The sequence below is a fragment of the Glutamicibacter ardleyensis genome (assembly GCF_014644555.1).
Classification (GTDB): Bacteria; Actinomycetota; Actinomycetes; order Actinomycetales; family Micrococcaceae; genus Glutamicibacter; species Glutamicibacter bergerei.
In genome coordinates this window covers 1-13284 of sequence record NZ_BMKX01000014.1, presented here as the reverse complement: position 1 = coordinate 13284, position 13284 = coordinate 1, and the positions used below count along the sequence as shown (strand labels likewise).

Genomic DNA, 13284 nt, shown 5'->3' with positions numbered 1-13284 from the left:
AGCGAGTACCCACGTGGTGTACGCAATTGTCCGCGCAGGCGGCCACCAGGAAAAGGTCTCCGTTGGAGACCTCATCACCGTAGACCGTCTTCGGGCTACCCCAGGTAGCTCTATTGAGCTTCCAGCCTTGTTGTTGGTAGATGGCGAGAAGGTAACTTCCGCCGCTGCTGACCTGGCTAAGGTCAAGGTTTCCGCTGAGGTTGTAGAAAACCTCCGCGGCCAGAAGATTGTTATCCAGAAGTACAAGAACAAGACCGGTTACAAGAAGCGCCAGGGCTTCCGTGCCGCTCTGACCAAGGTCAAGGTCACCTCGATCGCCTAATTTGGGCTGATCGTAATAACCAATTTTTGTAGCGAAAGAGGCTAAAAGGCATGGCACATAAGAAAGGTGCGAGTTCCACTCGCAACGGTCGCGATTCCAACGCACAGTACCTAGGCGTAAAGCGCTTTGGTGGACAGGATGTCAAGGCAGGCGAAATCATCGTCCGCCAGCGTGGCACCCACTTCCACCCAGGCGCCGGCGTAGGCCGTGGCAAGGATGACACCCTGTTCGCATTGGCTGCTGGTGCAGTCGAGTTCGGCACCCGTCGTGGTCGTCGCGTAGTGAACATTGTGACTGCTGCCTAACTTTAGGCGACAGACAATTATTTCAGTGCACAAGGGGTGGGCCGATTTCGGCCCGCCCCTTGTGTGCGTATAGATAGACTTTAAGCGAGCATAAGCTCGCACCCCGTTATAGGAGAAGATGGCCCCGTGGCTGCATTCGTTGATCGCGTAACTCTAGATGTCACCGCAGGTAATGGTGGCCACGGTTGTGTGTCCATCAAGCGTGAGAAGTTCAAACCGCTCGGTGGGCCAGACGGTGCAGCAGGCGGCAATGGTGGCAACGTCTTCTTGCGCGTTGACCCACAGGTCACCACCTTGCTGGACTTCCATCACCTGCCACACCGCAAGGCTGCCAATGGCGAGCCAGGTAAGGGCGATCTGCGCCCGGGCAAGCAGGGTGAGGACCTGATCCTTGGCGTCCCAGCGGGCACCGTGGTGAAAACCAAGGATGGCGACATCATTGCAGACCTAGTCAAGGTCGGTGACGAATACCGTGCTGCCGTAGGTGGCCTCGGTGGTCTGGGCAACGCGGCTATCGCCTCGGATAAGCGTAAAGCACCGGGCTTCGCCCTACTTGGCACCCCAGGTACCAGCCAAGAAGTAGTGCTGGAACTGAAGTCAGTGGCAGATATTGCCCTGGTTGGCTTCCCATCGGCCGGTAAGTCTTCGTTGATCGCCGCCGTATCGGCTGCCCGACCGAAGATTGCTGACTACCCATTCACCACCCTGGTGCCAAACCTTGGCGTCGTCATGGCAGGCGAAATTCGTTTCACCGTAGCCGATGTCCCTGGGCTGATCCCCGGTGCGTCCGAAGGCAAGGGGTTGGGTCACGAATTCCTACGCCACGTTGAACGCTGTGCCGCTATTGTGCACGTGCTTGACTGCGGTTCCCTAGAGTCGGATCGCGATCCCATTGGCGACCTGGAAACCATCGAAGCCGAATTGGCGGCCTACGAAGCCGACTCGACTTTCGCCGGAACCGACGGCAATATTATTCCTCTGACCGAGCGTCCAAAACTTGTTGCGCTCAACAAAGTGGATATGCCTGATGGTGCCGACATGGCCGAGTTTGTGCGCCCAGAGCTCGAAAAACGTGGCTACCGCGTCTTTGAAATCTCGGCTTTGGCACGTAATGGATTACGTGATTTGACCTTCGCCATGGCTGAATTGGTAGAGAAGGCACGCTCCGAGCGTGTCGAAGAATCCCCGGTTGTGGAAGTTCCGATGCTGCGTCAACGCACCGGAAAGAAGACCGAATTTGTTATTCGCCGTGAAGAGGTGAGCAACGAACCGCTCTGGCGTGTCATTGGTGAAAAGCCTGAACGCTGGATCGTGCAGACCGACTTCCGTAATGACGAAGCAGTCGGCTACCTGGCAGACCGCCTAGCGAAGCTGGGTGTTGAAAACCAGTTGTTTAGGGCCGGGGCAAAGCCTGGCGACGCCGTCGTGATTGGCTCCGAAGAAAACTCGGTGGTCTTTGACTGGGAGCCAACTATGGCTGCCGGTGCAGAATTGCTCGGCTCACGCCGTGGCGAAGACATCCGTCTGGAAGACCGAAACCGTAAGACTCGTGAACAGAAGCGCGCAGAGCACGAAGATCGCCGTGCCGCGAAGGCCGAGGCACGTGCGGAGCTTGAAGCTGAACGTCGCGCTGGCATCTGGACCGAGTCTGTACATGCTAAGAATGCTGAACGCGCTGCGAAGGATCGAGCAGCAGAAAAGGAAGACTAAGTATGAATGTGCGAGCAACCAAGACATTATCTTCAATTTCCTCACTTCGAGATCTACCTCAAGCACGAAGACTAGTAGTCAAGGTGGGATCCAGCTCGCTGACAACCGTCAGCGGGGGAATCTCCCATGAGCGGCTGAAGTTCCTGGCCGACACTCTCGCACAAACCGTGCACGACGACACTCAAATCGTTTTAGTCTCCTCCGGCGCTATTGCCGCTGGACTGTCGCCGCTGGGATTGGACAAGCGTCCTAAGGACCTTGCCACCCAGCAGGCGGCAGCAGCCGTAGGCCAGGGGTTACTGCTAGCGCAGTACACCCAAGAATTTGCCAAGTATGACCTGAACGTCGGGCAGGTCTTGTTGACTGCCGATGATCTGATGCACCGCACCACGTACACCAACGCGCTGCGTTCACTGACGCGCCTGTTGAATCTGGGCGTCTTGCCGATTGTCAACGAAAATGATGCGGTAGCCACCCGAGAAATCCGTTTTGGCGACAATGATCGTTTGGCCGCCCTGGTAGCCCACCTGATCAAGGCCGATGCGTTGCTGCTGTTCTCCGATGTTGACTCGGTTTATGACGCGCACCCGAAGGACGGCGGAAGCCGCATTTCGCATGTGGGCCACCCCGACGAACTTGATACCGTCGACCTGGGCACCCCAGGGTCGGCAGGCGTGGGCACCGGTGGCATGATCACCAAGGTGGACGCAGCCACCATGAGCTCCGCCGCGGGCATCCCTACCCTGGTGACCAGCACCGACAACGCCGCCCGCGCACTTGCCGGCGAGGACGTCGGAACCTGGTTTGCGGCGCGCAACACCCGCCGTTCGGCCCGTGACGTGTGGCTTGCTCATCTGGCCTCCGCCGAAGGTCGTTTGATCTTGGACGCCGGTGCGGTACGTGCCGTCGCCGATGGAACGAACTCATTACTTGCCGCAGGCATCACCGCAACTCGTGGAGAATTTGAAGCCGGAGACGCGGTAGAAATCTGTGATGCAGACGGAAACATTATCGGACGAGGCCTAGTGAATTACTCCTCCGAAGAACTTCCCGCAATGCTAGGGCGCACCACCGGTGAGATCGCCGACTCCCTCGGTGAAGGTTACGAAAAAGCCGTCGTGCATATCGACGATCTGGCTTTGATGGACGTGGGTCAATAGAATGGCAAATATGAGTCTAGATTCAGCCGAAACCAAGACCGAATCCACCACCGACGTTGCTACGTCGGTCAACCAGCTGGCAGATCGGGCCCGCCGGGCATCGCGAACACTTGCGCGAGCAAACCGTGATTGGAAAGATAAGGCGCTCCGCGCCATCGCTGACACCATCGATGCTCACCGTCAGCAAATTATGGCTGCAAACGCCAAAGACCTAGAAAATGGTCGGGAGCGCGGCACGAGTGCTGCGATGCTTGACCGACTCAAGCTTGATGATCAGCGTATTGACGGACTGATCTCAGCCCTTGAAGAACTTATTGGCCTACCCGATCCCGTCGGACGTGTAGTGCGTGGAGAGACCCTCCCTAACGGCTTGCGAATGCGTCAGATCAACGTTCCAATGGGCGTTATTGGCACCATTTACGAGGCGCGTCCCAACGTGACCGTAGATATCGCGGGGTTGTCGCTAAAGAGTGGCAACGCGGTATTGCTCCGTGGTGGTTCCGCTGCGCTGAACTCAAATGTCGCATTGGTTAACTACATCCGCAACGCCTTGGAGTCTGTCTCCTTGCCACGAGACCTAGTGATCTCCGTGGACGAATACGGACGCGAAGGCGCCGACGCGATGATGGCAGCACGTGGCCGTATCGATGTGTTGATCCCACGTGGTGGTCGAGAATTGATCCAGCGTGTAGTGACCACGGCCAAGGTTCCAGTGATTGAAACCGGCGAAGGCAATGTGCACATTTTCATGAGCGCAAGCGCCGATGAGGAAATGGCTACCGACATCTTGCTCAACGCGAAGACTCACCGTCCCAGCGTGTGCAATACGGTAGAAACCCTGCTGATCGCTAAAGATGCTCCGGCAGCACCGGCGGTATTGAAAGCTCTCGCGCAGGCTGGCGTCACGCTGCATACCGACGCACGTGTTGCCTCCTTGGTGCCAGGGATTGAGACTATTGCTGCCGGAGAAGATGACTGGCGTAATGAGTACTTAGACCTGGATATCGCGGTCAAGCTCGTAGATACGATGGATGAGGCGCTGGAACATATCCGCGAGTACTCCACCGGGCATACCGAAGCAATCATTACTTCATCACTGGCAGAGTCCGAGAGATTCATTGCGGAGATTGAATCTGCCGCAGTGATTGTTAATGCTTCGACTCGATTCACCGACGGTGGACAGCTGGGCTTAGGCGCCGAAGTAGGTATCTCCACACAGAAGATGCACGCCCGCGGTCCTATGGGTCTGACCGAACTGACGACAACTAAATGGATCGTTCAGGGCGACGGGCATATTCGTAAATAGTTTATGTTCTGTGTTTTCGGTAGGATGTAGAAGAATCGTACCGTTACTTTTCGGACCAGTGTTTGTCGTACAGGCATGGTCTCGTTAAAACGTTTGGAGAAATAAGTTGAACGCGTTGATTATGGCTTCTGAAGCTGCATCCACCGGCATGGATCCGCACACCATGGCAATCATCATTGGTGGTGGCATCTTCCTTACGCTGATGGTGTTGTTGCTGGTCGCCGTTTCCTACACCAACGTGGGTATGCGTCACGCGGATCACGCTGAGGGTGAAGATGTTCACCGTCAGTTCAAGGTTCACGGCGACAAGCACTAGCTTTGGCTGATCCAAAAGACAAGAACCGCCCATTGCGCCTCGGCGTGATGGGCGGTACTTTTGATCCTATCCATAATGGTCACTTGGTAGCAGCCAGTGAGGTTGCTGCTGAATATGATCTGGATGAAGTGGTGTTCGTTCCTACCGGACAGCCTTGGCAGAAGTCCACACGAGATGTGTCTGCCGCCGAGCATCGTTACCTGATGACGGTTATTGCTACCGCTTCGAACCCGGGTTTCACGGTGAGCCGAGTCGACATTGACCGTGAAGGCGCAACGTATACGCACGACACCTTGCTTGATCTTCGTGCCGAACGTCCCGAAGCGGAGTTGTTCTTTATCACCGGTGCCGATGCGCTGAGTCGTATCGCCAGTTGGAAAGACATAGATCAAGTCTGGGACTTGGCGCATTTTGTCGGTGTAAGTCGTCCAGGACATGTGCTTCCGGAACTTCACCAAGAGAACGTTTCATTATTAGAAATCCCAGCATTGGCGATTTCCTCCACAGATTGTCGCGGTCGAGTAGCCCAAGGCAAGCCTGTCTGGTACTTGGTTCCGGATGGTGTGGTGCAGTACATTGCAAAATATGGGCTCTATACCGAGTCGTAACCTCACATTGCTACCTCTAACACGGCATAATCTCTAGGTAAGGGTGACGGTATTTTGTCTACGCGGTCGGGAGAAGAACAGGATGAGCGATAACACGCAGCCGGCTTCAAGCCGGCGAGCATTGCGTGAAAAGCGGCGCGCTGAAATGGAAGCCATGCTGGCCAGTAGTAAGGCCGAGCAGGAAGCCAAGAAGCTAGCCGATCAGCAGGCAACTGAAAAGAAGGATGTCAAGCCTTCGGCAGGTGCCAGCCCAGCTGACCCGAAAACTGCCGCTCCATCTGATTCAAAGCCTTCGGCGAAACCGGAAGTAAAGACACCACCGGCTAAAGCACCAGCGAAGCCTGCCTCGGTAAAAGCGCCGGTTGGTAAAATCTCATCCGGCGTGCCGGACAAGTCATCCACCGAAGCAAAGAAGCCAGCAGGTAAGCCTGCCGTTGCTCCAAAGGCCGGTCCTGCCCCTAAGCAGGCAACGGAATCTAAGACGGTCCCTTCAGCTCCCAAGCCAGCTGTAAAGCCAGCTGTAAAGCCGGCTGATAGCGCCGTGAAGCCTGCGTCAGCACCAAAAACTGAGTCTGCTGCAAAGCCTGACGAATCATCCGATAAGCCAATGGGGGAGCGCGCATCGCTGCGTCGTGCCCGTGACCGCGAAGCACTACGCGAACGCCGTCGCCTTGAAGAAGAAGTCGGTGCGCTCACCACAAACGTTCCCACAGTGGAACCCGCTGAAGAGCCAAAACCGTTGACCCGACGCCAGCTACGCTTGCAGTCGCTGGCAGACCAAAATCCTGACTCGGCGAATCAGAAGCCCAAGGCCGCTAAGCCGGCTTCGAAACCGAAGTCAACCGATGATTCACCGGAAACCACGGTGATGAGTGTCGAAGAAGCCTTAGCTGCTCGACGCTCCCACGATCCCAAGACTCCAGTCGATCCGAATCTTTTGAACGAAGATGATGGTGAGATTGATCTCGAAGTACTCGCTCATCAGCGGGAAATGGCGGCTCGTGCTGCAATCATTTCTCGTCGTGCTGCAGAGCGTGAACGACTACGTATTGAGAACGCAAAGAAGGGTAAAGAGCAGCCGCTCTCCGATCCTTTTACCGGCGCCCTGGGCAATATTCGCGAAGTCGAAGACCGTATCGCCAAGACTGGCGTGCAAGGTCCTAAGACTGAAAGCGTCTCGCTGGATCTTGATTCCAGTGGGAAACTCTCTGACAAACTGAAGCATAATTCGCAGGCATCCAAGAAGCCAAGCGTTGGCAAGATGCCTCCAAAGCCTGCCGCGAAAACTGTTAAGCCGGTGGTCAAGCCAGCTTCAACGGTTTCACCAGCTAAACCAGCACCGGCAGCGGCGAAGCCACAAGCCGTACCTGCGCCTAAACCTGCGACTGGCCAAGCGGTCAAACCAGCGGCAAAGCCGCAAGTAAAAACAGCTGGCTCAAATGATCAATCGACTGCTCAAGCTTCGGCGCCGCAAGCGAATGTGGAAATGCCACGTATCGAGGCGGTAAATGCTCAAGGGCTGCAGCCACTAGATGCTCAAACTCATGGCGTTCGGCGTGCAAATAACATGCTGATTGCTATGATCGCTGCACTCAGCGTGGGCGGTGCCGCACTCATTGCGGGTATTGTTATGTTGATCAGTTCGCTGTCTTCGTAGGACAATTAAGTTCTCGATCTATACCTCTATAAGGAGACACCCCACTTCATGGGAGCACACGCAGACTCTATCGCCCTCGTTCAGGTGGCCGCTCAGGCCGCATCTGACAAGTTGGCAGAAGACATTGTGGCACTTGATGTCGCCGAACGTATGGGCGTAACTGACGCGTTCCTGATCGTCTCCGGTGGCTCTGAGCCACAGGTCAACGCAATCGCTGACGAGGTCCAGGCAATGGTCCTCGGAAAGTTTGACCTTCGTCCGGTACGCCGCGAAGGATTCGGCTTGGGCCGTTGGGTACTTCTGGACTACGGCGACGTGGTCGTTCACATCCAGCACCAGGAAGACCGTGTCTTCTACGCCCTGGACCGACTGTGGTCGGACTGCCCGGTCATCGAAATCACTGCAGAAGCCAAATAGTCTTAAGTGAAAACCGGATTTGCTTCCTAGATTAGAGCTCACTTATGATTAGTAAGTTGCCTGATCAGGGAGCAATCCTTTTGGGGGTATGGCGCAGTTGGTAGCGCGTCTGCATGGCATGCAGAAGGTCAGGGGTTCGAATCCCCTTATCTCCACAAACTAAATTCAAGAGTCCCATCTCGTTACTCACGAGGTGGGACTTTTGTGTTCTGCCAGGTATGAGATCCGTATTTAGAGAGTTTCAATGTCTTGAATTACGCGGCATAAGACGCACGGTCTTCCTGTGCCATCGGTGGGGTGATTTCATCTGAGATGAAATTTACAGGAGTAAGGTCGAAGGTATCGCGGGGCTATAGCTCAGTTGGTAGAGCGAATCGTTCGCAACGAAGAGGTCAGGGGTCCGATTCCCCTTAGCTCCACTGCCTGCGTTGAGTCGCAGGCCTTTTGAATATCTTCAGATACATTGTCGTTACTCAGTTCTGGAACCGGTTGCTAGCTTCCCAAGCCCGGTCTCCAGACGTAGCTGAAGTAGCCAGCATAGCCTTGACGAGAGTCGGACAAGACTAGTTAGGCTTGCTCCATCCCGCCAAGGCTTGCACCCACGGACTAATGCGAATCTTCGCACCGTCGAGAATATCTAACGAGGTGTCGGCACCTTCAATTTGTGGCGTCAGCTTGGTCGGTTCCAGTCCGGGCAGTAAAGAGATTTCCAGACGCGTAGTTTCATCGGGATCCTGAGAAGTCGACATGGCGCCCCATTTCATTGTGGTCATCGCCGTTTCTCCTTCGGGAATGACCACCAATTCTGGAGAGATTCCCGGATCTGCTGTCACCGTAACATTTATTTGGGGTTGGCCCTCTTCGTTGAAAAACTCCAGATTAGCCACGCCTTGAACCGCACAAGGTGTATCCGAAATGTTCGTGGCGTAGACCGATAAATACCGGGAACCAAGAGCCGCGTCAGGCGCACTGAGTTCGAACTTCACATCGTTAGTCGTACAGTAATTGGCATTTGGATCTTGTTTCCACGCCTTGGTTCCCTCAGGCAAAGGAGCAGGCACTGGGATTAACGAATCCGGGAGTATTTTGCCAATCCACCCCTCAAGGATTTTTGCGTAGCCAGGGGAGGAAACGGAGTACTTCAATGGTTGATTGTGTGGAGGCGTGTGCTGCTCCAGCCATTGTTGAATGGCGCTGGTTTCAACGGTGCTATCGGCAGTGGCGCTGTGAACGGAAAGCATTTGACTGCCGTAAAGGGCTGTTTCGACGTTCGGTAATGCTCCCGCATCGATAACGAGAGCCACTTTTTCCATATCGATTGTCGGATCGGGGGTATAGCGCACTTTTTGATCCTCGGTTTCTAGGCTGACATCGAAACCGTGTTCTTTGGCGAAACTGGCTATCCGTTGCAAGTCTTGTGGATTGACAGCGACCGCGGACGAGTTGGTGACGCGTAATGCCCCAGCATTTCTGAGCATGAAAGCTTGGCGCAATTCGCTCTTCAAATCCTCAAAGGGGGAGACGCTCAGCTCATAATATTGACCTGTTTTTGCTTCGGTTTTGATGACCTGTGGTATCCCGAGCACGTACTGAGAGTAATTTTGTAGCTCTACGGTGGGAACCACCGTTCCCTGCAGGATCTTTTCTGCGCGAACCGCAGATTCGATTGCTACGCTATCTTGTTGATTTTCTGACAGATTCACAGTCCAAGTGGCGGAGGATCTACCTCCGTCCTTGAGATTAATAGCTATCGTCTCGTAGTCGACTTGTACTGAGGCTATGCCATCTAGGCTCTGGATCTTCTCGAAATTTTCGCATATCGGTTGAGGCGCATCGCAAGATTCCCATGGATTCCAGATGACAAGCCCCACGGCGACAATAAAGAGCACCGAGACCAGTGCGACTATTCGAGACTTCTTCACCTCGTTACCGTACCAAAAGTTCAAAGTCATTCATCCGTTGGAATACCACTGCGGACACGTGAGGCCAGAAGTATCGGCATGAAAATGATATTCGCATGCAATAGCCTTCCCCGGTTGCTTAGAGTGCTAAAGCGCAATGTGGCCCATTCCTAAACCATCAGCAAGGTAGATTGCGTTGGGGAATTTGAACAGCTATTTATGTCGAAGCCGTAGTTCATCGCGGCAGGCGTAGCACGAACATTGGCGTTGAACCGAGAGTGTACCAGCGCGAAGATTCCTGCGATCGCGCCGTAAAGCAGAGATCCCCAAGAAAGCAGACGCGACCAGTGCAGCGGTGATGCCTCCGAGGAAATATCTGATGGCGGGAAATGACTACTAACAGCCGAAAAGACGCGTGTAGCGCCGATAATTTCCCCAGTAGCCCTATAACTTAGAGGGATACGATACGTTGAAGCCCGTTTGGTTCACTGGAATGCCGCGGAATTCGTTTACGCCCAAGTTTCGTTGGATTTTGGACAGGAGCCCAGATGAGGGAACCAACCCGCAAAGTATTACACCGTACTAATCGAGCCAAAGATGCTCTGAAGTATGAACATGCGCCTTTTATGGTGAGATTCGTTGAGGACGGTTCGGTGCGAGCGGCGCCAGCTGCTACTTCGCCTACCAACGCACTGGAATACGCAGACAGTGCCGCGGGACGCGTGTCACTGAGCCTATATCCGACGCCAGATGAACAAGATATTCACGAGCTCGCACAAGCCTGGGAATTGCACCCGGTCCTGGTAGATGACTTGATGCATGCGCGGCAAAGACCGAAACTGGAACGCTATGGGAACGTACTGCTCTTAGTGGTGCGTTCGGCACGATACTTAGACGATCTTGAAGAAGTCGAGCTTTCGGAATTTCACATCCTTCTTCGACCGGGTTCCATTGCGGTGCTTTGCCAAGACCATCGCTGGATCGATGGCACCCCTGGGCTAAAGCTTGAAACCTCGGTGGCAGACGAATTTGTGGCCCGGGATCGGACATTATTAGCTGATAACAAACTACTGAGCATGGGCGCCGAAGCGGTGCTCTATAGGTTGCTAGATGAGATTGTCGATGGCTACGTGCCCGTCTTGCAAGGCTTGGGAATTGATAAAGAACAGATCGAGCGTCAGGTATTTAGCGGCGATGCAGCGGTCACCGAACGTATCTACCGGTTGAGCCAAGAGATTATCGATATGCAGCATGCGACGGCCTCGTTGCTTGAAGTAGTACGTTCGCTATCGGATGGCTTCAATAAATACGACGTACCCAATGAGTTGCAAACCTATCTCCAAGACGTCACCGATCACCTGACCCGGGCACATGTGCAGACCGTGGAATATCGTGATGCGCTCTCCCAAATCCTGAATGTGAATTCAACGCTGGTGGCGCAACGTCAAAACGAGGATATGAAAAAGATTTCCGGGTGGGCTGCGATCTTGTTCGCGCCGACCCTGATAGCAGCGATCTACGGAATGAACTTTGACGTGATGCCCGAACTGCACTGGGCTTTGGGTTATCCGGCGGCAGTAATCCTGATGATTGGGTTCGCGGCGACCCTTTATATTGTCTTCCGACGCCGTGGCTGGTTCTAAGAAAGGGGCGCAAGCGATGGCTGAGAAAGTCGACCTAAAGAAAAGTTTGCTCGGGTATCAAGCGAAGCATGAAGAGTTTGCACTACTTGAGCTACCCGAACGCAGATACCTGATGATTGATGGGTACGGGGATCCGAACACTTCGCCAGCCTATGCTCAAGCACTGCAGGCGCTGTATCCGGTGGCCTACAAGCTGAAGTTTTTCAGTAAGCGTGAACTTGGCCGTGACTACGTGGTGATGCCCTTAGAAGGGCTCTGGTGGGCGAAGGACATGTCTTCTTTTACCGAGCACCGGGACAAGTCGTTGTGGCACTGGACCATGATGATCATGGTGCCCGACTGGGTAGAGCAAAGCATGTTTGAAAGTATCAAGGAAGACTTAGGGCGCAAAGATCCGCCGATAGATCTCGCAAAGGTGAGATTCGAAATTTTCGTCGAAGGGTTATGCGTACAAACCCTGCATATCGGTCCCTATGACGATGAATCCCAGACACTACGCCGATTGCATCAAGAATTCATTCCTGCCTATGCTCTTGAGCTGACCGGGAAACATCACGAAATTTATTTGAATGATCCGCGACGTGTTGCAGCGGAAAAACTCCGGACGATCCTTCGTCAGCCCGTGCAGAGCATAGCCGGATAACCAGATATGCAGAAGGGCCCAGGGCAGTGGACAGATGGATCGCAATGGCCGGCAGACGAGCCTGGTCTGGTGCGTTTGCCAGATGGAAAGCAACTTCGAGGTGCCAGCCTAAAACGTAGCAAAGCCTTGAACCCTCCTGATTTTGGGGTGTATCTACTAGGCCGGGATCCTCAATTTTCGGACCGCGAATACCGGTGGGTCCAATGGCGAGATTTTTCGACACCCAAGTCAACCCAATCCGCCGTGGCTGCGCTGCGCGAAGCATACCGGCGGGCCTCGTTTCAACGTGTTGAGGTCTCCTGCCGCGGGGGAGTAGGCAGGACCGGAACTGCCCTAGCGGTACTGGCCGTGCTCGGCGGCGTATCACCAGCAGATGCTGTGCCTTGGGTCAAAGAGAACTATCATCCCCAGGCAGTAGAAACCTTCGGGCAAAGACGCTGGCTGAAACGCCTGCTACCCGTACTTGCACGGTAGATAAATCGCTGAAGCAACACGCACGGCTACCTTGATGTAGTTGATGATCCGAAGCCAGATATCAGGGAAGATAAGACCATGAGTACCGACATTGAACTGAGTCCTTCGAGTAATGTTGCCGACGTACAAGGGGCGCTGGAATCCTTAGAAGATCCACGGATCCGCGCCATCAACGAAAAACACGGGGACGACTACGGAGTAAATCTTGGCAAACTGCGCGCCTTGGCCAAGGCACTGAAAAGTAATCACGAACTTGCCACCGAGCTATGGCATACCGACCAGACAGGATGTCAGCTGCTCGCCACTCTCATTTGCAAGCCGCGGGCGTTCACCATTGATGACTTAGAACAGTGGGTCAGGCAGTCCCGTACGCCAAAGGTTCAAGCATGGTTCCTGAACTATGTGGTGAAAAAGAGCAAGCATCTTGAAGAGCTTCGCCGAAGGCTCGTGGACGATCAGGACCCAGTGGTCGCAAGTGCAGGATGGGAGCTGACGGCCCACCAGGTGGTTAAAGCTCCAGAAAACCTTGACCAATCCGCATTGCTTGATGTTGTCGAAGCCCAAATGCTTCACGCCCCACAGCGTTTGCAGTGGGCCATGAACAACACCCTGGCCCAGATTGGTATCGAGAACGAAGAACTACGCCCTCGCGCTTTACGTATCGGAGAGTCCTTGCAGGTTTTAGCGGACTATCCCACGCCTGCCGGGTGCACGTCACCCTTCGCTCCGATTTGGATTAATGAAATGGTCAAACGCCGATCGGCCTGAAATGTGTAAAGAAAAACCGGGAAGCCGGCGGAACCAAAAGGTTCCGCCGGCTTC

The 13284-nt window shown here is 54.4% G+C and carries 14 protein-coding genes and 2 tRNA genes; 15 read left to right on the top strand and 1 reads right to left on the bottom strand.

What is annotated here, in order from left to right:
* Positions 1 to 13: 13 nt before the first annotated feature.
* From rplU to IEX04_RS17855, 11 genes are all read left to right on the top strand, one after another.
* Positions 14 to 322 (top strand): 50S ribosomal protein L21, encoded by a 309-nt coding sequence (rplU, locus tag IEX04_RS17905; protein ID WP_096254656.1) that lies wholly within the window; start codon positions 14 to 16, stop codon positions 320 to 322.
* Positions 323 to 372: 50 nt separating this feature from the next.
* Complete coding sequence (gene rpmA, locus IEX04_RS17900) at positions 373 to 627, top strand: 50S ribosomal protein L27 (protein ID WP_096254657.1); 255 nt, start codon at positions 373 to 375, stop codon at positions 625 to 627.
* A 126-nt stretch (positions 628 to 753) separates the two neighbouring features.
* The gene (gene obgE, locus IEX04_RS17895; protein ID WP_096254658.1) at positions 754 to 2337 is read left to right on the top strand and encodes a GTPase ObgE; all 1584 of its coding nucleotides are present in this window, start codon (positions 754 to 756) and stop codon (positions 2335 to 2337) included.
* Positions 2338 to 2339: 2 nt separating this feature from the next.
* Positions 2340 to 3497: a glutamate 5-kinase gene (gene proB, locus IEX04_RS17890; protein ID WP_096254659.1), complete on the top strand. Its 1158-nt coding sequence runs from the start codon at positions 2340 to 2342 to the stop codon at positions 3495 to 3497.
* Positions 3498 to 3507: 10 nt separating this feature from the next.
* Positions 3508 to 4803, top strand: a complete 1296-nt coding sequence (locus IEX04_RS17885; protein ID WP_229677241.1) for a glutamate-5-semialdehyde dehydrogenase — start codon at positions 3508 to 3510, stop codon at positions 4801 to 4803.
* 121 nt (positions 4804 to 4924) lie between these two features.
* A complete protein-coding gene (locus tag IEX04_RS17880) occupies positions 4925 to 5119 on the top strand; it encodes a hypothetical protein (protein ID WP_229677240.1) in 195 nt (64 codons plus the stop codon).
* A gap of 2 nt (positions 5120 to 5121) precedes the next feature.
* Positions 5122 to 5727 carry a nicotinate-nucleotide adenylyltransferase gene (nadD, locus tag IEX04_RS17875; protein ID WP_096254662.1) on the top strand — a complete coding sequence of 202 codons (606 nt, stop codon included), beginning with the start codon at positions 5122 to 5124 and terminating at the stop codon, positions 5725 to 5727.
* 82 nt (positions 5728 to 5809) lie between these two features.
* Positions 5810 to 7384 carry a hypothetical protein gene (locus IEX04_RS19050; protein ID WP_188687428.1) on the top strand — a complete coding sequence of 525 codons (1575 nt, stop codon included), beginning with the start codon at positions 5810 to 5812 and terminating at the stop codon, positions 7382 to 7384.
* A 48-nt stretch (positions 7385 to 7432) separates the two neighbouring features.
* Positions 7433 to 7801, top strand: a complete 369-nt coding sequence (gene rsfS / locus IEX04_RS17865) for a ribosome silencing factor (RefSeq protein WP_105673914.1) — start codon at positions 7433 to 7435, stop codon at positions 7799 to 7801.
* Positions 7802 to 7883: 82 nt separating this feature from the next.
* Positions 7884 to 7956: transfer RNA gene (locus IEX04_RS17860), tRNA-Ala, on the top strand.
* Between the two features lie 191 nt (positions 7957 to 8147).
* Positions 8148 to 8220 (top strand) — tRNA-Ala (locus tag IEX04_RS17855).
* A gap of 144 nt (positions 8221 to 8364) precedes the next feature.
* On the opposite strand, the gene IEX04_RS17850 is transcribed toward IEX04_RS17855, so the two are convergent.
* The gene (locus tag IEX04_RS17850) at positions 8365 to 9753 is read right to left on the bottom strand and encodes a DUF4232 domain-containing protein (protein ID WP_188687427.1); all 1389 of its coding nucleotides are present in this window, start codon (positions 9751 to 9753) and stop codon (positions 8365 to 8367) included.
* Between the two features lie 497 nt (positions 9754 to 10250).
* On the opposite strand from IEX04_RS17850, the gene IEX04_RS17845 reads away from it, so the two are divergent.
* From IEX04_RS17845 to IEX04_RS17830, 4 genes are all read left to right on the top strand, one after another.
* Positions 10251 to 11345, top strand: a complete 1095-nt coding sequence (locus IEX04_RS17845) for a magnesium and cobalt transport protein CorA (RefSeq protein WP_105673918.1) — start codon at positions 10251 to 10253, stop codon at positions 11343 to 11345.
* Positions 11346 to 11361: 16 nt separating this feature from the next.
* Positions 11362 to 11988, top strand: coding sequence for a GyrI-like domain-containing protein (locus IEX04_RS17840; RefSeq protein ID WP_188687426.1), 627 nt, complete (start codon positions 11362 to 11364; stop codon positions 11986 to 11988).
* 6 nt (positions 11989 to 11994) lie between these two features.
* Positions 11995 to 12462 carry a protein-tyrosine phosphatase family protein gene (locus IEX04_RS17835; RefSeq protein ID WP_188687425.1) on the top strand — a complete coding sequence of 156 codons (468 nt, stop codon included), beginning with the start codon at positions 11995 to 11997 and terminating at the stop codon, positions 12460 to 12462.
* A gap of 78 nt (positions 12463 to 12540) precedes the next feature.
* The gene (locus IEX04_RS17830; protein ID WP_188687424.1) at positions 12541 to 13230 is read left to right on the top strand and encodes a DNA alkylation repair protein; all 690 of its coding nucleotides are present in this window, start codon (positions 12541 to 12543) and stop codon (positions 13228 to 13230) included.
* Positions 13231 to 13284 lie beyond the last annotated feature (54 nt).